The 23,167-nt window shown below is 66.0% G+C and carries 14 protein-coding genes and 1 tRNA gene; 2 read left to right on the forward strand and 13 right to left on the reverse strand.

Annotated elements, in window-relative coordinates:
* Nucleotides 1-2: 2 nt before the first annotated feature.
* The 6 genes from uvrA to polA all read right to left on the reverse strand — a co-directional run bounded on the left by uvrA (nucleotide 3) and on the right by polA (nucleotide 11,838).
* Nucleotides 3-2,870: an excinuclease ABC subunit UvrA gene (gene uvrA / locus E3T34_RS05750; protein WP_233191356.1), complete on the reverse strand. Its 2,868-nt coding sequence runs from the start codon at nucleotides 2,868-2,870 to the stop codon at nucleotides 3-5.
* Nucleotides 2,871-2,968: 98 nt separating this feature from the next.
* Nucleotides 2,969-5,032, reverse strand: coding sequence for an excinuclease ABC subunit UvrB (uvrB, locus tag E3T34_RS05755; RefSeq protein ID WP_134342446.1), 2,064 nt, complete (start codon nucleotides 5,030-5,032; stop codon nucleotides 2,969-2,971).
* Nucleotides 5,033-5,042: 10 nt separating this feature from the next.
* A complete protein-coding gene (gene coaE / locus E3T34_RS05760; protein WP_104100572.1) occupies nucleotides 5,043-5,672 on the reverse strand; it encodes a dephospho-CoA kinase in 630 nt (209 codons plus the stop codon).
* Nucleotides 5,673-5,771: 99 nt separating this feature from the next.
* Nucleotides 5,772-7,229 carry a 30S ribosomal protein S1 gene (rpsA, locus tag E3T34_RS05765; protein WP_104100545.1) on the reverse strand — a complete coding sequence of 486 codons (1,458 nt, stop codon included), beginning with the start codon at nucleotides 7,227-7,229 and terminating at the stop codon, nucleotides 5,772-5,774.
* Between the two features lie 178 nt (nucleotides 7,230-7,407).
* Complete coding sequence (locus E3T34_RS05770; RefSeq protein WP_134342447.1) at nucleotides 7,408-9,084, reverse strand: DUF885 domain-containing protein; 1,677 nt, start codon at nucleotides 9,082-9,084, stop codon at nucleotides 7,408-7,410.
* A 75-nt stretch (nucleotides 9,085-9,159) separates the two neighbouring features.
* Nucleotides 9,160-11,838: a DNA polymerase I gene (polA, locus tag E3T34_RS05775; protein ID WP_134342448.1), complete on the reverse strand. Its 2,679-nt coding sequence runs from the start codon at nucleotides 11,836-11,838 to the stop codon at nucleotides 9,160-9,162.
* 56 nt (nucleotides 11,839-11,894) lie between these two features.
* Between polA and E3T34_RS05780 the strand changes: the two genes are divergently transcribed.
* Complete coding sequence (locus E3T34_RS05780; RefSeq protein WP_104100542.1) at nucleotides 11,895-12,371, forward strand: hotdog fold thioesterase; 477 nt, start codon at nucleotides 11,895-11,897, stop codon at nucleotides 12,369-12,371.
* 19 nt (nucleotides 12,372-12,390) lie between these two features.
* Here E3T34_RS05780 and E3T34_RS05785 read toward each other — a convergent pair whose 3' ends face one another.
* Entirely contained in the window at nucleotides 12,391-12,996 is a 606-nt protein-coding gene (locus tag E3T34_RS05785) for an ANTAR domain-containing response regulator (protein ID WP_104100541.1), read from the reverse strand.
* 38 nt (nucleotides 12,997-13,034) lie between these two features.
* Between E3T34_RS05785 and E3T34_RS05790 the strand changes: the two genes are divergently transcribed.
* Nucleotides 13,035-13,120, forward strand: a tRNA-Leu gene (locus E3T34_RS05790).
* 109 nt (nucleotides 13,121-13,229) lie between these two features.
* Here the strand turns inward: E3T34_RS05790 and E3T34_RS05795 are convergent.
* The 6 genes from E3T34_RS05795 to gltB all read right to left on the reverse strand — a co-directional run bounded on the left by E3T34_RS05795 (nucleotide 13,230) and on the right by gltB (nucleotide 23,149).
* Nucleotides 13,230-13,709 (reverse strand): hypothetical protein, encoded by a 480-nt coding sequence (locus E3T34_RS05795; protein WP_233191355.1) that lies wholly within the window; start codon nucleotides 13,707-13,709, stop codon nucleotides 13,230-13,232.
* Entirely contained in the window at nucleotides 13,706-14,626 is a 921-nt protein-coding gene (locus tag E3T34_RS05800) for a DUF6545 domain-containing protein (protein ID WP_134342449.1), read from the reverse strand. Before E3T34_RS05800 ends, E3T34_RS05795 begins: the two co-directional genes overlap by 4 nt.
* 122 nt (nucleotides 14,627-14,748) lie before the next feature.
* Nucleotides 14,749-15,243: a hypothetical protein gene (locus E3T34_RS05805; protein WP_104100539.1), complete on the reverse strand. Its 495-nt coding sequence runs from the start codon at nucleotides 15,241-15,243 to the stop codon at nucleotides 14,749-14,751.
* 322 nt (nucleotides 15,244-15,565) lie between these two features.
* Complete coding sequence (gene pyk / locus E3T34_RS05810) at nucleotides 15,566-17,011, reverse strand: pyruvate kinase (protein ID WP_104100538.1); 1,446 nt, start codon at nucleotides 17,009-17,011, stop codon at nucleotides 15,566-15,568.
* A gap of 110 nt (nucleotides 17,012-17,121) precedes the next feature.
* A complete protein-coding gene (locus tag E3T34_RS05815) occupies nucleotides 17,122-18,579 on the reverse strand; it encodes a glutamate synthase subunit beta (protein ID WP_134342450.1) in 1,458 nt (485 codons plus the stop codon).
* Nucleotides 18,572-23,149, reverse strand: coding sequence for a glutamate synthase large subunit (gene gltB, locus E3T34_RS05820; RefSeq protein WP_134342451.1), 4,578 nt, complete (start codon nucleotides 23,147-23,149; stop codon nucleotides 18,572-18,574). The genes E3T34_RS05815 and gltB overlap by 8 nt, the downstream gene beginning before the upstream one ends.
* Nucleotides 23,150-23,167: the final 18 nt, after the last annotated feature.

A 23,167-nucleotide genomic window follows, 5' to 3' on the forward strand; every position in this document is an offset into this window, starting at 1 on the left:
GGTCAGTGTGCCGCCAGGATCTCCTTCAGGAACACGCCCGTGTGGCTCTTCTTCACGGTGGCGACGTGCTCCGGGGTTCCGGTGGCAAGCACGCGGCCCCCGCCGGAGCCGCCCTCGGGACCAAGGTCGATCACCCAGTCCGCGGATTTTATCACGTCGAGGTTGTGCTCGATCACGATTACGGTGTTGCCCTTGTCGACCAGGCTGTTCAGCACAAGCAGCAGTTTGCGCACGTCTTCGAAGTGCAGGCCGGTCGTGGGCTCGTCGAGCACGTACACGCTGCGGCCATTGGACCGGCGCTGCAGCTCGGTGGCCAGCTTGACGCGCTGGGCCTCGCCGCCGGACAGCGTCGTGGCGCTCTGGCCGAGGCGCACGTAGCCGAGGCCGACCTCGACGAGGGTGTTCAGGAACCGGTGGATGGACGAGATCGCCTCGAAGAAATCGGCGGCCTCGCTGATCGGCATGTCCAGCACCTCGGCGATGCTTTTGCCCTTGTAGTGCACGGTGAGGGTGTCGCGGTTGTAGCGCGCTCCCCCGCAGACCTCGCAGGCAACGTAGACGTCGGGCAAGAAGTTCATCTCGATTTTGATCGTGCCGTCGCCGGAGCAGGCTTCGCAGCGGCCGCCCTTGACGTTGAAGCTGAACCGGCCGGGCAGGTAGCCGCGCGCCTTAGCCTCGATCGTCTCGGAGAAGAGGGTGCGGATCTTGTCGAAGACGCCGGTGTAGGTGGCAGGGTTGGAGCGCGGCGTGCGCCCGATCGGGGCCTGGTCGACGTGGATGACCTTGTCGAGCTGCTCGAGCCCGGTGACGCGAGTGTGCCGGCCGGGGAGTTTGCGGGCGCCGTTGAGCCGGTTGGCCAGTACCCGGTACAGGATGTCGTTGACGAGAGACGACTTGCCCGATCCGCTGACGCCGGTCACGGCCGTGAACGTGCCGAGCGGGAAGCTGACCGACACCTTCTTGAGATTGTTGGCCTCCGCGCCGATAACCGAGATTTCGCGCGCCGGGTCGATCTCGCGCCTGGTGGCCGGGGTCGGGATGGATCTGCGGCCGGCAAGGTAGTCCCCGGTCAGCGACTCCGTGTTGGTGAGCAGGTCGGCGTAGGAACCGGAATGCACGACATGGCCGCCGTTGACGCCGGCGCCCGGACCGATGTCGACGACCCAGTCGGCCGTCTTGATGGTGTCTTCGTCGTGCTCAACCACGATCAGGGTGTTCCCGAGGTCGCGCAGGGTAACCAGGGTCTCGATCAGCCGTCGGTTGTCGCGCTGGTGCAGGCCGATGCTCGGTTCGTCGAGGACGTACAGCACCCCGGTCAGGCCGGACCCGATCTGGGTGGCCAGACGGATGCGCTGCGCCTCGCCGCCGGACAGGGTCGCCGCGGCCCGGGCCAGATTGAGGTAGTTCAGGCCGACGCGGATCAGGAAGTCCAGGCGCGCCTTGATCTCTCGCAGCACCTGCGCGGCGATGACGGCCTCCCGGTCGGTCAGCTCGAGCTTGTTCATGAAATCGCGGGCGTCGGTGAGACTGAGGTTGCAGACATCAGCGATGCTGGCCCCGTGCACGAGCACGGCGAGGACCTCGGGCTTGAGCCGGGTTCCGGAGCAGACGGGGCAGTCGACTTCGCGCAGGTATTCTCCCCAGCGGGCGCGCTGGGTGTCGGACTCCGCCTGCAGGTACTGACGTTCAATGTAGGGCACGACGCCCTCGAAGCCGGAGGTGTAGCTCATCTCCCGGCCGTAGCGGTTCTTCCACTTCACCTTGACCTCGAAGTTGTCGCCGCGCAGAACGGCGTCCTGCACCTCGGCGGGCAGTTCGCCCCACGGGGTGTCGAGGGAGAAGTCCAGGTCTCGGGCGAGCCCGTCGAGGAGCTTCTCGTAGTACTGGAACAGTCCCTTGCCCTGCGTGGTCCAGGGCAGCACGACGCCGTCCGCGATGCTGAGCTCGGGGTCGCCGAGAAGCAGGTCTGCGTCGACCGACATGCGCGTGCCGAGCCCGGAGCACTCAGGGCAGGAGCCGAAGGGCGCGTTGAAGGAGAATGTGCGCGGCTCGATCTCGGTGAGCTGCACGGGGTGGTTGTTGGGACAGGAGAGCTTCTCCGAGTAGCTTTGCCAGGCCTCGTCGCCCTCCCGGTCGACGTAGTTGATCTGCACGATGCCATCGGTCAGCTTGAGCGCCGTCTCAAGGGAGTCTGTGAGCCGGCTCAACAGGTCGGGGCCGGCGACCAGACGGTCGATGACCACGAAGATGTCGTGTTTGAGCTGCTTCTTCAGAACGGGCGGCTCGTTGAGCTGGATCGGGGTGCCGTCGACGATGGCGCGGGAATAACCGCCCGCTGCCAGTTCCTTGAACAGGTCGACGAACTCGCCCTTTTTTTGGGATACGACCGGGCTGAGCACCTGGTAACGGACGCCCTCATCGAGTCCCATCAGCTGGTCGGCGATCTGCTGCACGGTCTGTGCCTGGATGACCTCGCCGCAGACGGCGCAGTGCGGCACACCGATGCGCGCCCAGAGCAGCCGCATGTAGTCGTAGACCTCGGTGATGGTGCCCACGGTCGACCGAGGGTTGCGGTTGGTCGATCTCTGGTCGATGGAGACGGCAGGGCTCAGGCCCTCGATGAAGTCGACGTCGGGTCGGTCGACCTGGCCCAGGAACTGCCTGGCGTACGCGGACAGCGATTCGACGTAGCGCCGCTGGCCCTCCGCGAAGATGGTGTCGAACGCGAGAGAAGACTTGCCCGAGCCGGACAGCCCCGTGAAGACGACGAGCGAATCGCGCGGAATCTCGAGGTCCACGTTGTGCAGGTTGTGCACACGGGCGCCACGAACGTTGAGTTTTGATCCGGTCTCTACCTTGGAAATTGACACCATTCGATTCTATGCAGCGTCACGCGTCCAACCCTGCGAATCAGCACGCCCTGAGCGAACAAATGTTCGAAATCTACCCAGCCAGTCCAATCATCCGATCAGATGTGGCCGGCCTTCTCCATCTGGCGCAGCTCGCGCTTCAGCTCGGATACCTCGTCGCGGAGCCGGGCCGCGAGCTCGAACTTGAGCTCCCCCGCCGCCTCGAGCATCTGGCCGTTCAGGTCGGCGATAATCGACTCAAGGTCGTTCGCGCCGTTCGCGGCCAGTCCCTGCCGGCGCGGTGTCGCCGCGACGCCCTTGCGGCGGGTGTCGCGGCCGGCCAAAAGCTCGGCGGTGTCCGCCTCTTCCCGAGCGAGAACCTCAGTGATGTCAGCGATCCGTTTGCGCAGCGGGGTGGGATCGATGCCGTGAAGGGTGTTGTAGGCCACCTGCTTCTCGCGGCGGCGGTCGGTCTCGTCGATCGCGCGCTCCATCGAGGCTGTGAGCCGGTCGGCGTACATATGCACCTCGCCGGAGACGTTGCGGGCCGCGCGGCCGATGGTCTGGATCAGCGAGGTCGCCGAACGGAGGAAGCCCTCCTTGTCGGCGTCGAGGATGGCGACAAGCGACACCTCGGGCAGGTCGAGTCCCTCGCGGAGCAGGTTGATGCCCACGAGGACGTCGTAGACGCCGGCCCGCAGCTCAGTGAGGAGTTCGACGCGACGGAGCGTGTCGACATCCGAGTGCAGGTACCGCACCCGCACGCCGGCCTCGGTGAGGAAGTCAGTGAGTTCCTCGGACATCTTCTTGGTGAGCGTGGTGACCAAGACGCGTTCGTTGCGGTCGACGCGCTTGTGGATTTCCTCGAGAAGGTCGTCGATCTGGCCCTTACTGGGCTTGACGATGATCTGCGGGTCGATCAGCCCGGTGGGACGGATGATCTGTTCAACGATGCCGTCGGCGATGCCCAACTCGTACTTGCCGGGGGTGGCGGAGAGGTAGACGGTCTGGCCGACGCGCCCCTTGAACTCCCCGAATTTGAGCGGTCGGTTGTCGAGGGCGCTCGGGAGCCGGAACCCGTGATCGACGAGTGTGCGCTTGCGCGAGGAGTCGCCCTCGTACATGGCGCCGATCTGCGGCACCGTGACGTGGGACTCGTCGATGACCATCAGGAAGTCGTCAGGAAAATAGTCGAGCAGGCAATGCGGCGCCTCCCCCGGTTGCCGCTGGTCGATGTGCCGGGAATAGTTCTCGATGCCGGAGCAGAAACCGATCTGCTCCATCATCTCCAGATCAAACTGCGTGCGCATGCGCAGGCGCTGGGCCTCGAGCAGTTTGCCCTCGCGCTCCAGCTGTTCAAGCCGTTCGGCGAGCTCCTCCTGAATGGTGCCGATGGCGCGCTCCATCACGTCCGTGCTGGCCACGTAGTGCGAGCCGGGGAAGACGGCAACGGAGTCGAGCTTCCTCACGATGTCGCCGGTGAGCGGATGCAGGCTGTAGAGCGCCTCGATCTCGTCGCCGAACATCTCGATGCGGATGGCGAGTTCTTCGTACATCGGGATGATCTCGATGGTGTCGCCGCGCACCCGAAAGTGGCCGCGGGAGAAGTCGATGTCGTTGCGCTGGTACTGCATGGCAACGAACTTGCGGATCAGCCAGTCCCGGTTGACCTGTTGACCGACCTGGAGAGCGACCATGGCCTCGAGGTAGCCTTCGGGCGTGCCGAGGCCGTAAATGCAGGAGACCGTGGAGACCACGATGACGTCGCGCCGGCTGAGCAGGGAGTTCGTGGTGGAGTGCCGTAGGCGCTCGACCTCCGCGTTGATCGAGGAGTCCTTCTCGATAAAGGTGTCGGTCTGGGGCACATAGGCCTCGGGCTGGTAGTAGTCGTAATACGACACGAAATACTCGACGGCATTGTTGGGCATCAGCTCACGGAATTCGTTCACGAGCTGCGCGGCGAGGGTCTTGTTATGGGCGAGCACCAGGGTCGGCCGCTGCACCTGTTCGATCAGCCAGGCCGTGGTCGCCGATTTGCCCGTCCCGGTGGCGCCGAGCAGCACGATGTCGGTCTCTCCGGCGTTGATGCGGCCGGCCAGCTCGGCGATCGCTGTGGGCTGGTCGCCGCTCGGCGTGTACTCGCTCACCACCTCGAACGGATTAACAGAGCGCGTGGGTTCCATGCTCGTCAGTCTACGGAGCGCCTCTGACAATGCGCTGCTGACCCTGACCCCGCACCTGGTCCCACAGCACGTCGACCTGCTCCAGGGTCTGCTCAAGAGTGCCGCCCGTGTCGATGACGACGTCGGCGATCCTGTGACGGTCGGCGTCACTGGCCTGGGCGCGGATCCGGCGCTCCGCTTCGCCGACATCCATCGCCCGCAGCTCCACCATGCGGCGCACCCGGGTCGGCTCGTCGGCCTGGGTGACGACGACGAGGTCGAAAGGATGGTCGACGCCTGCCTCCACCAGCAGGGGCACGTCGTACACGACGATCGCGTTGCGGTCGGCATCTTCCGCCTCGCGGATCAGTGCGTTCGAGCGCGCGCGCACCTCGGGGTGCACGATCGCGTTGAGGCGGTCCAACGCCTCCGGGTCACGGAACACGACCGCGCCGAGCGCCACCCGGTTCAGGCTGCCGTCGGGCAGCAGCACCGCGTCACCGAAAGCATCCGCGATCTTGACGAGCCCCGGGGTGGCGGGCCCGACCACGACCCGCGCGAGTTGGTCGGCGTCGATGTGCACGGCCCCGTGCTGCACTAGCCGCCGCGCGACGGTGCTTTTTCCGGATGCGATCCCGCCGGTCAGTCCAATCAAGTACACACTTGCCATGCTAACGGCCCTCGATGGACGAACCGGCATCCGCCGGCGAAGCGAAAAAAGGCCGCACCCCGGAGGGTGCGGCCTTCAGTCAGCTCGGTGCTAGTTGGAGCTGGAGAGCTTCTCGCGCAGTGCTGCGAGGGCCTCGTCGTCCGCGAGCGTGCCGGCGCCGGCCGTCTCGTTCGAGAAGGTGTTGCCTGCGGCGGACGGGACATCGCTGACGGCGGTGATCTCGTCGTTCGCGGAGGCAACCTGCTTCTTGTGGGCTTCCCAGCGAGCCTGGGCTGCAGCGTAGTCCTGCTCCCACTTCTCGCGCTGGGTCTCGAAGCCTTCGCGCCACTCGTTGGTCTCCGGGTCGAAGCCCTCGGGGTACTTGTAGTTGCCCTGGTCGTCGTACTCGGTGAGCATTCCGTAGAGCGCCGGGTCGAACTCGGTGCCCTCGGGGTCGACACCGTCGTTGGCCTGCTTGAGGCTCAGCGAGATGCGGCGACGCTCGAGGTCGATGTCGATGACCTTGACGAAGACCTCGTCGCCGACCGACACGACCTGCTCGGCGAGCTCGACGTGCTTGCCGGAGAGCTCGGAGATGTGAACGAGTCCCTCGATGCCCTCGGCAACGCGAACGAACGCGCCGAACGGAACGAGCTTGGTGACCTTACCCGGTGCAACCTGGCCGATGGCGTGGGTGCGAGCAAAGACCTGCCACGGGTCTTCCTGCGTGGCCTTGAGGGAGAGCGACACGCGCTCGCGCTCGAGGTCGACCTCAAGGATCTCGACGGTGACTTCCTGGCCAACCTCGACGACCTCGCTGGCGTGCTCGATGTGCTTCCAGCTGAGCTCGGAGACGTGAACCAGACCGTCAACGCCACCCAGGTCGACGAACGCACCGAAGTTGACGATCGACGAGACAACACCCTTGCGGACCTGTCCCTTCTGAAGGTTGTTGAGGAACGTGGTGCGGCTCTCGGACTGAGTCTGCTCGAGCAGCGCACGACGGGACAGCACGACGTTGTTGCGGTTCTTGTCGAGTTCGAGGATCTTGGCCTCGATCTCCTGGCCCAGGTACGGGGTCAGGTCGCGAACACGGCGCAACTCGATGAGCGAGGCCGGGAGGAACCCGCGGAGTCCGATGTCCACGATGAGGCCACCCTTGACAACCTCGATGACCGAACCGGTGACAACGCCATCCGACTCCTTGATCTTCTCAACGTCGCCCCATGCACGCTCGTACTGAGCACGCTTCTTGGACAGGATGAGACGGCCTTCTTTGTCTTCCTTCTGAAGAACGAGGGCCTCAACCAGGTCGCCGACCTTGACGACCTCAGAGGGGTCGACGTCGTGCTTGATGGAAAGTTCGCGGGAGGGGATGACGCCCTCGGTCTTGTAGCCCACGTCGAGGAGAACCTCGTCGCGGTCGATCTTCACCACGGTGCCCTCGATGAGGTCTCCGTCGTTGAAGAATTTCAGAGTCTTTTCGACCGCGGCAAGAAAGTCTTCAGCAGATCCAATGTCGTTGATGGCGACCTGCTTGGGTGCCCGTTCGGTCGTTGCGTTTGTCATGTAGTAGTTGCTCCAGGATGGACATAGTTCGGGCCACACACGGGAAAAACTCGTGCTCGTGCACCATGCATGGCGGTGGACAGTTCGTCACAAGCGTGACAGTCAAGCTTAGCTGTTTGCGGGAGAGGCCGGCAACTTGCCCGTCCCCCACCGAAACTACGCCGATCGACCCCGAACGTTAACCGAGCATCGCCGCCTGGAGGGTGTCCAGGCCGACCCCGCCGAGATCGAGGGCCTTGCGGTGGAACTCCTTGATCGAGAAGGCGTCACCCTCGCGCTCCCTGTACCTGTCCCGCAGCTGCTCCCAGATGCGCTGGCCGACCTTGTAGGACGGGGCCTGCCCCGGCCAGCCGAGGTACCGGTTCACCTCGAACTTGACAAAGCTCGCGTTCATGTTCACGTTCCGGCCCAAGAACTCCAAGGCGTAGTCGGCGGTCCAGGGGCCCGAACCGTCGGGCAGCCGCTTCTCGAGGTGCACGCCGATGTCGAGGACGACGCGGGCGGCGCGCATCCGCTGCCCGTCCAGCATGCCGAGACGGTCGGCCGGGTCATCGAGGTAGCCCAGCTGCTCCATCAGACGTTCCGCGTAGAGCGCCCAGCCCTCGGCGTGACCCGAGGTGCCGGCCAGCTGGCGGCGCCAGGTGTTCAGCTTGGCCCGGTTGTAGACGGCCTGGCCGATCTGCAGATGGTGGCCGGGCACGCCCTCGTGGTAAACGGTGGTCAATTCGCGCCAGGTGTCGAATTCGGTGATCCCGACCGGCACCGACCACCACATCCGGCCCGGGCGGGAGAAGTCGTCCGTAGGCCCGGTGTAGTAGATGCCGCCTTCCTGGGTGGGGGCGATCAGGCACTCGAGGCGTTTGATCTCGTCGGGGATGTCGAACTGGGTCTCGGAGAGCTCGGCGACGGCTCGGTCGCTGGTCTCCTGCATCCATTTCTGCAGGGCGTCGGTGCCGTGCAGCTTGCGGCTGGGTTCGGTGTCGAGGAACGCAATGGCCTCGGGCACGCTCGCGCCCGGCTTGATCAGGTCGGCGATGCTCTCCTGCTCGGCGACCATCCGCGCCAGCTCCTCCACGCCCCACTCATAGGTTTCGTCGAGGTCTATGGTCGCGCCGAGGAAACGGCGGGACTGCAGCAGGTAGAGGTCGCGACCGATGGCGTCGCGGGTGGGGGCCCTGCCCTCGAGCTCGGTGCCGAGGAAGTCCGCCAGCGTTCCATAGGCCGCGGCAGCGGCACGCGCCCGGGTGTCGAGATCCTTGGCCAGCGAGGCCGGGAGCGCTCCCGTGTCGTGGCCGGCGTTGGCGGCGAGCTCGGCGAAGAAGCCGTCGTTCGCCGCGTGGCGCCGGGCCTGCAGGATGACTTCCTGCACTTGACGCCGGGCAGGCATACTGCCGCGCTCGATACCGAGACGCAGGGTCTGGATGTAGCCGTTGATGGCCCCGGGCAGTGCGCGCAGACGGGCGCAAACGGTGTCCCAGTCGGCGACGGTGGCGGTGGGCATCAGGTCGAAGACCTCCCGGATGCCCTGGGCCGGCGACGCGATCACGTTCAGGTCGCGCAGCGGCAATCCGGCTTCGGCGCTCTCGACGTCGAGGGCGAGCGAGCTGCGCAGGTCGGTGCGGGTGACGACGTCGACGTCGTCGACGGCCGTGGCCGCGTCGAGGCGGGTGATGAAGGATCGGGCCGCGTCGACCCTGCGGTCCAGCCCGTCCGGGGAGTAGTCGCCGAAGCGGCCGTCAACCTCGGTGCGGCCGATGTACGTGCCCACGGTCGGGTCGATATCGACGAGGGTGTCCACCCAGTCCTCGGCGATCCGGTCGATCGGCGTGGGGGTGCGCTGCTTGTCGGTTGTCATGACCCGAGCCTAGAACACGCGCTCGACCGCGGGCGGAGCGCCGGACCTCGCATTCGGGCGGCTGGTAGTCGCTGCCTAGTGGGCGGCGGCATCCCAGTTGTCGCCGCGGCCGACCTGCACGTCGAGCGGCACCAACAGGTCCGCTGCGGTCTCCATCCGGTGCGTCACGACCTGGCGGAGCGCATCCCACTCCCCCGGGGCAACCTCAAAGATCAGTTCGTCGTGTACCTGAAGCAGCATGCGCGACTCCAAATTGCCGTCGATCAGGTCCACGGCGATCCCGTTCATCGCGATCTTCATGATGTCGGCGGCCGACCCCTGGATCGGCGCGTTGAGGGCCGCGCGCTCCGCGTTCTCGCGTACGACCCGGTTGGCGCTGTGCAGCTCGGGGAACGGGCGGCGGCGGCCGAATATGGTGGCCGTGTAACCATCTATTTTGGCCTGCTCGACGACATTGCGCAGGTAGTCGCGTACCGCGCCGAACCGGGCGAAGTAGTCTGTGATGAGCTGCTTGGCCTCCTTCGTCTCGATGCGCAGCTGCCGGGACAGCCCGAAGGCGCTCAATCCGTAGGCCAGGCCGTAGGACATGGCCTTGACCTTGGAGCGCATCTCGTTCGTGACGTCTTCCGGCGCCACGCCGAACACGCTTGCGCCGACGAACCGGTGCAGGTCTTCGCCGGCGTTGAAGGCCTCGATCAGTCCCGCGTCGCCGGAAAGGTGCGCCATGATGCGCATCTCGATCTGCGAGTAGTCGGCGGTGAGCAGGCAGTCGGCCCCGTTGGCCGCGTGGAATGCGGCCCGGATGCGGCGGCCCTCCTCGGTGCGCACCGGGATGTTCTGCAGGTTGGGGTCGGTGGAGGAGATCCGACCGGTGGCCGTGCCGATCTGCACATACGTGGTGTGGATACGTCCTGTCTTGTCGATGGCCTTGTCCAGGGTCTCCACGATCTGGCGCAGCTTGGTGGCGTCGCGGTGCTGCAACAGCATGTCAAGGAACGGATGCGGGTTGCTGGCCTGCAGGTCGGCCAGAGCCCCGGCATCCGTCGAGAACCCGGTCTTGTTCGCCCGGGTCTTGGGCATGCCGAGCTGGTCGAACAGCACCTCCTGCAACTGCTTGGGTGAACCGAGGTTCACCTCGCGGCCGATCTCGGCGTAGGCGCTGGCGGCCAACCCGGCGGCGCGCTCGCCCAGCTGGCCGGACAGTGCCGACAACTGGTCATGGGAGACGGCCACGCCGGCCAGTTCCATGTCGGAGAGTGCCAGCAGGGTGGGCATCTCGATGGTGGTGAGCACCTCGCGGGACCCGTCGTCGAGCAGCGCGTCGATGGCCGCGGCCACCCGGAACGTGTACCAGGACTCCACCGGCACGCCCCCGGCCTCGTTCTCGGCCGGGATCAGCTGGTTGGGGTCGGTCACCGGCAGGGTTTCGCCCAGGTATCGCAAGACGAGGGTGGCGAGGGTTTTGTCCGGCACCCCGGGGCGCAGTAGCCAGCCCGCGATCAGGCTGTCGAACACCAGCCCCGAAAAGTCCAGGTTGCTGCGGCGGAGCGCCTTGATCTGGCTCTTGGCGTCGTGCATGATCTTGGGCGAGTCGCTGGCCAACCAGGCCTCGAATGCGAGGTAGTCCGTGCGTCCGGGCTGCCAGGGCAGGTTTACCGACTCGGTCGGTCCGGACACTCCGAAGCCAATGGCCTTGCCCTCGTGTACCTCGACGGAGAGAGCGAGGCCCTGCGGGGAGGCGACCGTGGCCCGGGCGATCCACGCGGCCAGCTCCTCGTCGAGCAGGTCCTGGGCGGCGGGGGCCTGAGGCGCGGCGACCAGCACTTCCTCCGGCACGACCACGGCGACGCCTTCGGTCGCGCCGGCGCCCTCAAGCTTGATCACGCGGTCAAGCAGGGTGCGAAACTCGAGCCGACCGAACACAGCGCGCACGGCCGGTTCGTCGATGGGGCGCCGCACGAGGTCGGGGAGCTCCACCGGGAGGTCGAGGTCGGTGACGAGGTGGTTGAGTCGCCGGTTGCGGATCGCGTTCTCTTTCTGCTCGCGCAGGTTGTTGCCGACGACGCCCTTGATCTCCTCGGCGTGTTCCAGGATGCCGTCGAGGCTGCCGTAGAGGCCGAGCCACTTCACGGCGGTCTTCTCCCCCACCTTGGAGATCCCGATCAGGTTGTCGCTGGTCTCGCCGACCAGGGCCGCGACATCCGGGTATTGTGCCGGCTCGATGCCGTACTTCTCGCGCACCCGGGCCGGGTCGTAGCGGGTGAGCGCCGAGACGCCCTGGCTGGCCGGGTAGAGCAGGGTGACGTTTTCGTTGACGAGTTGGATCGTGTCCCGGTCCCCCGAGACCACCAGGACATGGAAGCCTTCCTGGTTGCCGCGCACGGACAGTGTTGCGAGGATGTCGTCGGCCTCGAAGTCTTCCTTGGTCAGCGTCGTGATGTTCATCGCAGCCAGGGCCTCCTGCAGCAGCGGCACCTGCCCGATGAACTCGCTTGGCGTGCTGGCCCGCGTGCCCTTGTAATCGGCGTATTCGCGCGTTCGAAAGGAGAACCGCGAGATGTCGAACGCCACGGCGATGTGCGTGGGCTTCTCGTTGCGCAGCAGACTGAGCAGCATGGACAGGAACCCGTGGATGGCGTTGGTGTGCTGCCCGTCGTGGGTCTGGAAACTGTCCACGGGGAGGGCGTGGAACGCCCGGTAGGCCAGGGAATGGCCGTCGATGATCATCAGGGTAGGCTTTTCGGAATCTGACACAGAGATAGCCTACAAGCGTCATCCGGCGCGGGCAGGTGCAGCGACCGAAGGTGACTATGATCCAGCAGACCACGGACGCCCTCGAGTGGGTCCAGCAGCGGGGAGCCGGCTCCCTGGCCGAAAAGATGGGCATCGAGTTCGTCGAGTTCACGATCGAGCGCGCGGTGGCACGGATGCCCGTCGAGGGCAACACGCAACCGGCGATGCTCCTGCACGGTGGCGCCTATGTCGTGCTGGGCGAGTCGCTGGGCTCGATGGCCGCCAATCTGCACGCCGGTCCCGGCCGCCTGGCGGTGGGGATCGAGATCAATGCCACGCATACCCGGTCGGCGACGTCGGGCTTCGTCACGGGTGTCTGCACGCCGGTGCACCTGGGCCGTACGCTCACGACGCACGAGATCGCGGTCACGGATGATCAGGGCCGGCGCTGCTCGACGATCCGGATCACCAATCTGATCAAGGAACTGACGAACCGGCCCGAGGCGCAAGACCCGAGGCTTGAAAAACGGCCAGGCATCAACCTCGAAGGGTGATCTGCCCGGCTGCCGAAGGTTACTTCTTGGCGCTGAGCTGCTCGATAATCGCCTGGGCGACGTCGTGCATGGTGAGCCGGCGGTCCATGGACGCCTTCTGGATCCACCGGAAGGCCTCGGGCTCGGTGAGCCCCATCTTCTCGTTGAGCAGGCCCTTGGCCCGGTCGACGAGCTTGCGGGTCTCGAAGCGCTCGACGAGGTCGGCCACCTCGGCCTCGAGGGTGATGATCTGGCTGTAGCGCGACAGCGCGATCTCGATGGCGGGCAGCAGGTCGTTCGGGGTGAACGGCTTGACCACGTAGGCCAGCGCGCCCGCTTCCGTGGCGCGCTCGACGAGTTCTTTCTGGCTGAACGCGGTCAGCAGCACGACGGGGGCGATGTGCGCCTTGGTGATGCGCTCGGCCGCGGAAATTCCGTCGAGGTGCGGCATCTTCACGTCCATGATGACCAGGTCGGGCCGCAGCTCGGTGGCCAGGGCGACAGCGGTTTCTCCGTCGCCGGCTTCACCGACCACCTCGAATCCGGCGTCGCGGAGGATTTCGACGATGTCGAGGCGGATGAGGGACTCATCCTCGGCAACGACAACGCGGCGAGGAGGTACTGGGGTGGAGTCTTGGTCGGTCACGGGAGAAAGCCTACGGTATTCTGGAGCAGGTGTTGTGAGCCGGTGTGGCGGAATGGCAGACGCGGAGCACTCAAAATGCTTTGTTCGCAAGGACGTGTGGGTTCGAGTCCCACCACCGGTACCAACACCCCCAGGCAGAAATTTCCGCCGAGTCGGGCCGTTTCGGCTCTGCCGGGGCCTCAGCGCCAGTCGGCGCATCGGCCAGCCCGTCAGCCCGTCAGCCCGTCAGCCCGTCAGCCCTCAGCGGGTCGCGCGGCATCGCCGCGCTGCATGTCCTCTTCCAGGAGCGCGGTGATCGACCGCAGCGTCTCCGGGGACACATCCCCGAGCGTGCGTGCCGCGAAGTTGACCACGCGCTGGGCACGCAGGCTTTTCACGAACGCGAGCTGGGAATCGACGCGGTCGGGGAGGTCGCAGTCAGAGCCCAGCAGGTACTCCGGCGGGATACGGAAGAACTCGCCGATGCCCGTGAGCAGGTCGACGTCTGTCACGAGAGGCCCGTCCCCGGTGATCATGTAGGCCCACCGGGCTCGGGAGAGCGACAGGCCCCGCGCCTGCAGTCCCGCGGCGATCTGCTTGTAGGTGTGCGGCGTGTTGCCCTCGGCGACGACCACGTCAAGCAGGAGGTTGAGCTTGCGTGCCAGTTCCCGCTGCGGACTGATCGGTTCGCCGGGGATGCTGGGCCCGTCGTCGGCTGCTCGCGGGTCAATCACGATGTGTGGTCCTGTCGGGGTGTCGCGGGGCGGGCAAGGGTGGTGACGATCGAAGCTGCGGCGGGGATGGCCCGCACGTGGTTCTCGGCGGCGTTGATCAGTGTCCGTTCGGATACCGTCAGGCTCTGGTCTGGGTTGAGGAGCAGGCTATCCCGCACCTCGACGTAACGCCGGTACAGGTGAGCGCCGGGAGCCCGCACGAGGAGCAGCCCGACGCGCGAGAGGTCGCGCTCGATGCTGAGCTCCGGAGATCCGGCCAGCAGGCGCTCCCACAACGGAGTGATCTGCCACAGCAGCACCCGGTTGCGGCTGGTCTTCGCCAGGGCCTGGATACCCACTTCCATGGCAGTCAGACCCAGACCCAGGCCGAGGCAGACGGGAGCGGTGGCGAGGGCGATGTGGTAAGCGGTGTAGGGCCACCCGTCAAAGGAGAAGTCCGGACTGAGAAGGGCTGCGGTCACGCTCGCGAAGCTGACGATCGTGTAGACCAGAACCCCGAGGCAACCGAGCACAACGAGAGCGAGAGACGCCCGAGTGATCAACCGATGCTGAAGGCGTAGATCGGACGCGCATGCCGCACCTACCGACACGGAGAAGAGTGCCATCGCAATCCACGTGGTGGACGAGTAGGCGGCGAAATCCCAACGATTCGGAAAAGCCTCGTGGATCTGGTCTCGAAAACGCCAGTCTCCGCCGAAGAATAGGACAGCTTGGGCGGTGACAATTGCGCCGGTGACGAGTGCGGTCACCTGATTCCTACGCCGCGTGAGACCGCCCACGGACACGGCCTCCTGCACGATGCCGTCCAGGAGACCAATGGTAACGATCGCCGTTGCATGAAAGCTGAAGTAGGCGACGTTGTCCCCACCCAGTAGTCCGTCGACGGCGTTGTACACGACGTAAGGCTGCAGGGTCATTGTCGTCCCGAAAGCAACGAGGACCCAGAAGAGACGGCGACGACGACCGCGAAGGAGTGACGGCACGCACAATATTGTGGCGATCCAGATCAACGCCGACACCGATAGCAGGATGATCTGCACTACAGCACCCGGCCGAAACCGGTTCGGGGGCCGTTGGCCGTTTCGGCGCTGTCTCCGAACATGATCAGGGCCAGCCGGTCGCCGATCGCCTCGGCCAGGGCTTCCTGCTCGTCGGTGAAGTTGCTGCGGGACAGCGCGTATGCGATCGAGTCGAGCGGGATGAGGGGTGCGAGCAGCGCGACCCGCTCGGCCGGCATCAGCTGCTTCTCATGCCGCAGGATCATGTGGCCGAACTCATGGTTGATGAACTGCTGGCGGTGCACGGCGGAGTCCGTCGGCGCATGGTGGATGCGCTCGAAATTCTCCCCGGCGACCTCGATCCACAGCCCGCAGACTCCGGATTCTACGAGCCGCGGACTCGCCGCACGAATCAGGATCGCCTTGCCGCGCAGACCTTCCATGTACCGGTGCAGCGTCGCGGCGGTCAGCGGACGCGGGAGGGTGAGGGTGGCCACCAGTTCGCGCGCCCGCTCGGTGCGTGCTTCGTAGTTCACGTCCTGCTCCCCCCTGTGCGCCGCTGTCCCGTGGCGCCGGACCGTGACATTAGACATGTCCAACAGGTGCTAGCCTGAAATGAGGTTGGACATGCCCACGCTACCGGGTCGGGGGACCCGCGCACGCCACGGACCGTCCAGTCACGCTCCGGTTCGGAGTGTTCACGCGCACAGCCTCATGGGCGACACTGAAGGGGAACAGGGTGTCGCCCGGGGGCGGTGGGTCACAGCATCACGGCGCTCGGCTGTGCCGCGCAGATTTGACAGCACGAGAAAGCCCCGCCACCCGAAGCCGGGCGGCGGGGCTTTCTCCGTCGCGGCGCTACTTCTTCGCGTACGCCGGGTGAACTTCATTGTGGGCATCGCCGACGCGGTGCACACGGATGTCGTTCGTGGAACCCGCGATGCCGGGAGGGGAACCGCTGATGACGACGACCTTGTCACCGAGCTGTGCCAGACCCTGGCCCAGCAGGATGTCATCCACCTGTCCGAACATGGCATCCGTGTGGGTGACCCGGTCGACCAGGTAGGTCTGGATGCCCCAGGTGAGGGCCAGTCGACGACGGATACCGGGCTCCGGGGTGAAAGCCAGCATGGGGATCTTCGACCGCAGCCGGGACATCCGTCGGGCCGAGTCACCGGACTCCGTGAAGATGCACAGGAACTTCGCTTCGACGAACTCGGCGACCTCGATGGCGGCGAGGGTAATCGCACCGCCCTGGGTACGCGGCTTGTTCGTCAGCGGAACGATACGCTCCAGGCCGTGGTCCTCGGTCGACGCGACAATCCGCGCCATCGTCTGGACCGTGACGACGGGGTACTCGCCGACGCTGGTCTCGCCACTGAGCATGACCGCATCCGCGCCGTCGAGCACGGCGTTGGCGACGTCAGACGTCTCCGCGCGGGTCGGCACCGGGCTGTGGATCATGGACTCGAGCATCTGCGTCGCCACGATGACCGGCTTGGCCATGCGACGAGCGAGCTCGACCGCCTGCTTCTGCACGATCGGAACGGCCTCGAGCGGCAGCTCCACGCCCAGGTCGCCACGGGCCACCATGATGGCGTCGAACGCGTCGACGATGCCCTCGAGGTTCTCCACGGCCTGCGGCTTCTCGATCTTCGCGATCACGGGAACGCGGCGTCCTTCTTCGGCCATGATCTCGTGCACGCGGGTGATGTCGGCGGCGTCCCGAACGAACGACAGCGCGATCAGGTCCGTGCCGAGGCGGAGACCCCAGCGCAGGTCGGCCTCGTCCTTTTCGGACAGGGCCGGCACGTTGACGGCGACACCGGGCAGGTTGATGCCCTTGTTGTTCGACACCGGGCCGGCAACGATCACCTTGGTCGTCACGACGGTGTCGTTCGTGGCCACCACCTCGACCTTGACCTTGCCGTCGTCGATCAGCAGGAAGTCGCCGGGCCTGACGTCCTGGGGCAGGCCCTTGTACGTGGTGCCGGAGAGTTCCTTGGTACCCAGGATTTCTTCTGTGGTGATCTTAAAAATGTCTCCGAGGGCAAGTTCGTAAGGGCCGCCTTCGAATTTTCCGAGACGGATCTTCGGTCCCTGCAGGTCGACCATGACGGCGACGGCACGACCGGAGTCGTTCGCTGCTTTGCGTACATTCGCATAAACACCCTCGTGGACCTGGTAGTCCCCGTGGCTCAGGTTCATCCGGCAGACGTCGACACCGGCATCGATAAGGGCACGAATTTGATCGTAGCTGGCTGCTGCCGGCCCGAGCGTGGCGACAATTTTGGCGCGTCTCATTCTGAAAGAACTCCGGTTTCCGCGCTGTTTCGGCGCATATTCTCTGTTGATGGTTGGGAGACCACGGGGTGGTGAATCTCTTGGAATCGAATCACTGGATCAGTGACCAATCAGATTGCGAAGGCATGATCGGACGGTTTGACCGGTGCAGGCAGTTGCGTCTCGCCTTCGAGGAATTTGTCGACGGCTGCCGCAGCAGCCCGACCTTCGGCGATCGCCCAGACGATGAGCGACTGGCCACGGCCGGCATCACCAGCAACGAACACGCCTTCATGGCTGGTCTGGTAATTAACGTCACGCTCGACATTACTCCGCCCATCGACCGGCACGTGCAGCTGGTCGGTCAGCTCGCGTGATTCAGGACCGGTGAAGCCCATGGCCAGGAGAACCAGATCCGCAGGGATCTCGCGCTCCGTTCCGGCCTTGGGCACCCGGCGTCCGCCCAGGAATTCGGTCTCGGCCACGCGGATGGCGCGCACCTCGCCCGCTTCGTTGGCCAGGAACTCCACCGTCGACACCAGGTACTCGCGGTTGCCGCCCTCTTCGTGGGCGCTCGACACCTCGAACAGCGTCGGTGACAGCGGCCACGGCTGGTGTTCCGCCCGTTCCATGCCCGGTTGGCGGCCGATGGCGAGATTCGTGACGGATGCCGCGGCCTGGCGGTGCGCGGTACCGATGCAGTCGGCGCCGGTGTCGCCGCCGCCGAGTACGACCACGTGCTTGCCCTCGGCGGTGATCTGCTGGTCAACAGTGTCGCCGGCGCCGACCTTGTTCTGCTGCACGAGGTATTCCATGGCGAAGTGCACTCCGGGCAGGTCGCGCCCGGGGATCGGCAGGTCGCGGGGTACCAGGGCCCCCGTGGCGACCACCACAGCGTCATAGCGGGCCCGGAGGTCATCCCAGGTGATGTCGACCCCGATGGTGACGCCTGCTCGGAAGCGGGTGCCCTCGGCCGTCATCTGGCCGAGTCGGGTCTCGAGGTGCTTCTTCTCCATCTTGAAGTCCGGGATGCCGTAACGTAAAAGCCCGCCGATCCGGTCGTCGCGCTCGAAGACCGCCACCGTGTGACCGGCCCGCGTGAGCTGCTGCGCGGCCGCGAGGCCGGCCGGGCCAGAGCCGACGACCGCGATCGTCTTGCCGGTGAGGCGTCCGGGCGGCTGGGGCTGCACCCATCCGTTGGCGAAGGCCTGGTCGATGATGGAGACCTCAACCTGCTTGATCGTGACCGGCGGCTGACTGATTCCGAGAACGCAGGCCGACTCACAGGGTGCCGGGCAGAGACGCCCGGTGAACTCCGGGAAGTTGTTGGTGACATGGAGACGTTCGATGGCCTGTCGACCCTCGTCCCGCCAGGTGAGGTCGTTCCATTCCGGAATGATATTGCCGAGCGGGCAGCCCTGCTGACAGAACGGCACACCGCAGTCCATACAGCGGCCGGCCTGGCGTTTCAGTTGCGTCGCGTCGCCCTGCTCGTAGACCTCTTTCCAGTCCATCAGACGAACGGATACGGGACGGCGGGCCGGAAGCTCCCGGTCCGTGGTCTTGAGGAATCCTTTCGGATCAGCCATTGGTTGCCTCCAGAATGCGGTTCCAAACGACGACGCCATCGGGGTCGAGGCCCTCGTCGACGGCGATCTGCCTGGTTGCCAGGACGGCCGCGTAGTCGCGCGGTAGCACCTTGACGAATGTGGACATGGTGGTCTCGAAATCGGCCAGCAGCCGGGCCGCCAGGGCGGACTCGGTCTGGTCATGATGCTGTCCGAGCAAGTCGCGCACGATCTCGCGGTCCGCGCCGCCGAGCGGCAGAAGTGTGAGTTCGCCGGAGTCGAGGGCCTGCCGGTTGACATCCTCGGTACGAAGACCGTAGACGTAGGCGGTTCCGCCAGACATACCGGCACCCAGGTTGCGCCCCGTTTCGCCCAGGATGACCGCCAGTCCCCCGGTCATGTATTCGAGGGCGTGATCTCCGACGCCCTCGACGACGGCGGTGGCCCCGGAGTTGCGCACCAGGAAGCGTTCGCCCACGATGCCGCGGATGAACATGCTGCCCTGGGTCGCGCCGTAGCCGATGACGTTACCGGCGATCACGTTCTGCTCGGCCGGGAACAGGCTGCCCCGGTCGGGTCGCACGGTGATCTGGCCACCGGAGAGACCCTTGCCGACGTAGTCGTTGGAGTCACCCTCGAGCCGCAGGATGATGCCGCTCGGCAGGAACGCGCCGAAGGACTGTCCGGCGCTGCCGGTGAGGGTGACGTCGATGGAACCGGACGGCAGCCCGTTCTCGCCGTGGCGCACGGTGACCTCGTGGCCGAGCATGGTGCCCACGGCCCGCTCGGTGTTTCGGATGGGCAGGGAGATCGAGACCTGCCCACCATGTTCAAGCACACTGGCGCTCTGCCGGATCAGTTCGTTGTCGAAGTGGAGCTCAAGTTCGTGCTCCTGAGGGCGACCGGACTGCCGGGGCTCCCCCGCGGAGAAGTCCGGACCGACGAGGATGGGCGACAGGTCGAGTCCGGAGGCCTTCCAGTGCGTAAGCGCCCCGTTGACGTCGAGCACCTCCCGGTGGCCGATGGCCTCGTCGAGGCTGCGGAATCCGAGCTCGGCGAGGTACTCGCGCACCTCCTGAGCGATGAACTCGAAGAAGTTGATCACGTGCTCGGCCTTGCCAGTGAAACGTTTGCGCAGCTCGGGATTCTGGGTGGCCACCCCGACGGGGCAGGTGTCCAGGTGGCAGACGCGCATCATGACGCAGCCCTCCACGATCAGCGGGGCGGTAGCGAAGCCGAACTCCTCGGCGCCGAGCAACGCTCCGATGATGACGTCACGGCCGGTCTTCAACTGGCCGTCGACCTGCAGCACGACCCGGTCGCGCATCCCGTTGAGCATCAGGGTCTGCTGCGTTTCGGCCAGGCCGAGTTCCCAGGGGGTCCCCGCGTGCTTGAGGGAGTTGAGCGGGCTCGCGCCGGTTCCGCCGTCGTGACCGGAGATGAGAATGACGTCGGACAGGGCCTTGGCCACTCCGGCGGCGACCGCGCCGATACCGGACTGGCTGACGAGCTTGGTGTGGATGCGTGCGGTCGGATTCGCCCGCTTCAGGTCGAAGATCAACTGTTTGAGGTCTTCGATCGAGTAGATATCGTGGTGCGGGGGCGGCGAGATCAGGCCGACGCCGGCGGTCGCGTGCCGGGTGCGGGCGATCCACGGGTAGACCTTCGTGGGCGGCAGCTGGCCGCCCTCGCCGGGCTTGGCTCCCTGCGCCAGCTTGATCTGGATGTCGTCGGCGTGGGACAAGTACATGCTGGTCACACCGAACCGGCCGGATGCCACCTGCTTGACGGCGCTGCGTCGCTCCGGGTCGAGCAGGCGGTCAAGGTCTTCTCCACCCTCACCGGTGTTGGACTTGCCCCCAAGGCGGTTCATTGCGATGGCGAGGGTCTCGTGCGCCTCGGCGGAGATCGATCCGTAGCTCATCGCCCCCGTCGCGAAGCGCTTCACGATCGAGGAGATCGGTTCCACCTCGTCCAGCGGCACGGGGTGGCGCTTGCCGGTGGTGAAGGTGAACATGCCGCGCAGCGTCATCAGGCTCGTCGCCTGGTCGTCGACGAGTTTCGTGTACTCGCGGAAGATGTCGTAGCTGCGCGTGCGGGTGGAATGCTGGAGCCGGAAAATGGTGTCCGGGTTGAACAGGTGCGGAGACCCGTCGCGGCGCCACTGGTACTCACCTCCGGTCGCGAGGCGTTCGTGCGCGGTGACCGCGGCATCCTCGGGGTAGGCGGCCCGGTGCCGGGCCTCATTCTCGGCCGCGACCACCTCGATGCCGATGCCGCCGAGCTTGCTGGTGGTGCCGGTGAAGTACTGGTCGATGAATTCCTGGCTCAGTCCCACGGCCTCGAAGGTCTGCGCGCCGGCGTAGGAGGAGACGGTCGAGATCCCCATCTTGGACATGATCTTGAGCACGCCCTTGCCGAGGGCCTTGATCACGTTGCGCACGGCCTGTTCGGGCGTGCCGGTCGTGATGTAGCCACTGCGCACCAAATCCTCGCACGTTTCCATCGCAAGGTACGGGTTCACGGCGGATGCGCCGTAGCCGATCAGGAGGGCGACGTGGTGCACCTCGCGCACATCGCCGGCCTCGACCACGATGCCGACCTTCATGCGGTTCTCGGTGCGGATCAGGTGGTGGTGAACCGCGGCAATCATCAGCAGCGACGGGATCGGGGCCAGATCCTTGTTGGAATCCCGGTCGGACAGGACGAGGAACATCGCGCCGTCGTCGATGGCGGCGTCGGCCTCGGCGCACATCTCCTTGATGCGGGCCTCCAAGGCGTCCGGCCCGTCTTCGAACCGGTAGAGCCCGCGAATGGTCCTGGTGGTGCGGCTGCCCGGCGCGGTGTCGATGTGCTGGATCTTCGCCAACTCGTCGTTGTCGATCACGGGGAAATCGAGCACGACCTGCCGGGCGTGCTCGGGGCCCACCGAGAGGAGGTTGCGTTCCGGACCGAGCCCGAGCTTGAGGGAAGTGACAACTTCCTCGCGGATCGAGTCGAGCGGCGGGTTGGTCACCTGAGCGAACTGCTGCGTGAAGTAATCGAAGAGCAGCCGGGGTCGGTCGCTGAGCACGGCGATGGGGGTGTCGGAGCCCATCGCGCCGAGCGGTTCCCCGCCGAGGCGAGCCATCGGCGCGAGCAGGATGCGCACCTCCTCCTCGGTGTAGCCGAAGGTGCGCTGGCGGCGCACGACGGATGCCGGCGGGTGCACGATGTGCTCCCGCTCGGGCAGATCCTTGAGGTTGATGCGCCCGGCGTCCAGCCAGGTTCCCCACGGCTCGCTGGCCGCGAGGTCGGCCTTGATCTCGTCGTCTTCGATCAGGCGTCCGGCGACCGTGTCGACCAGAAACATCTTGCCGGGACGCAGGCGGCCCTTGCGCACCACCCGGTTGGGGTCGATGTCGAGCACCCCGATCTCGCTGGCGAGCACGACGAGGCCGTCGTCGGTGATGAGGTAGCGGCCGGGGCGCAGCCCGTTGCGGTCGAGGGTGGCGCCGACGAGGGATCCGTCGGTGAACACGATCGCGGCCGGGCCGTCCCACGGCTCCATCAGCATGGAATGGTACTCGTAGAACGCACGGCGTTCGGCGTCGAGGTCGGTCTGGTTCTCCCAGGCCTCCGGCACCATCATCATGACGGCGTGCGGGAGCGAACGCCCCGACAGGCTGAGCAGCTCAACGACCTCATCGAACGAGGCCGAATCGCTGCCGCCGGGGGTGACGATCGGGAGCAGCGGCGCCAGGTCGCCGAGCAGGTCGGATTCGAGCTGCGACTGGCGCGCCTGCATCCAGTTGCGGTTGCCCTGAACCGTGTTGATCTCGCCGTTGTGCGCGATCATGCGGAACGGCTGCGCGAGCGGCCAGGACGGGAACGTGTTGGTGGAGTAGCGGGAGTGCACGAGGGCGAGCCTGGAGACGAAGCGCGGATCGGACAGGTCCGGGTAGAACGGCTCCAGCTGAAGCGTCGTGACCATACCCTTGTAGACCACGGTGCGACAGGACAGTGAGGCGAAGTAGATCTCCAGCTCGCGTTCGGCACGCTTCCGCAGCCTGACTGCCTGGCGGTCCAGCGCGATGTCGCCGAGCGTGTCGCCGGCCTCGGTCGTGCGGGCGCTCTGCACGAACAGTTGCTGGATGGCCGGCATGGCCGCGCGCGCCAGGGTGCCGACCTCGTCGGGGCGCACGGGAACTTCGCGCCAGCCGAGGATCACCAGTCCCTCTTCGAGGGCGATCCGGTTGATCTGACGCTTGATGCCGCTGCGCTTGGTGGGATCGATCGGCAGGAACACATTGCCGACGGCGTAGCGGCCCGCCGCGGGCAAGGCGAAATCGGTGACCGACCGCAGGAACTCGTCGGGAACCTGAGTGATGATGCCCGCGCCGTCTCCGGTGCCGGCATCCGATCCGACCGCACCGCGGTGCTCGAGGTTGCGCAGCGCGTCGAGGGCGAGGGTGATGATGTCGTGCCCGGCGGTGCCCCGAAGCGTGGCAACCATGGCGAGGCCGCAGGCATCGCGCTCATCGGCCGGGTTGTACAAGCCCTGCGGCTTCGGCACTGCGCTGAAGCGCGAGAAGAGGGGTGTTTGCGGCATTGGACCGTCCTCACAAAA

This window comes from Cryobacterium sp. TMT1-62 (assembly GCF_004403145.1).
GTDB lineage: Bacteria > Actinomycetota > Actinomycetes > Actinomycetales > Microbacteriaceae > Cryobacterium > Cryobacterium sandaracinum.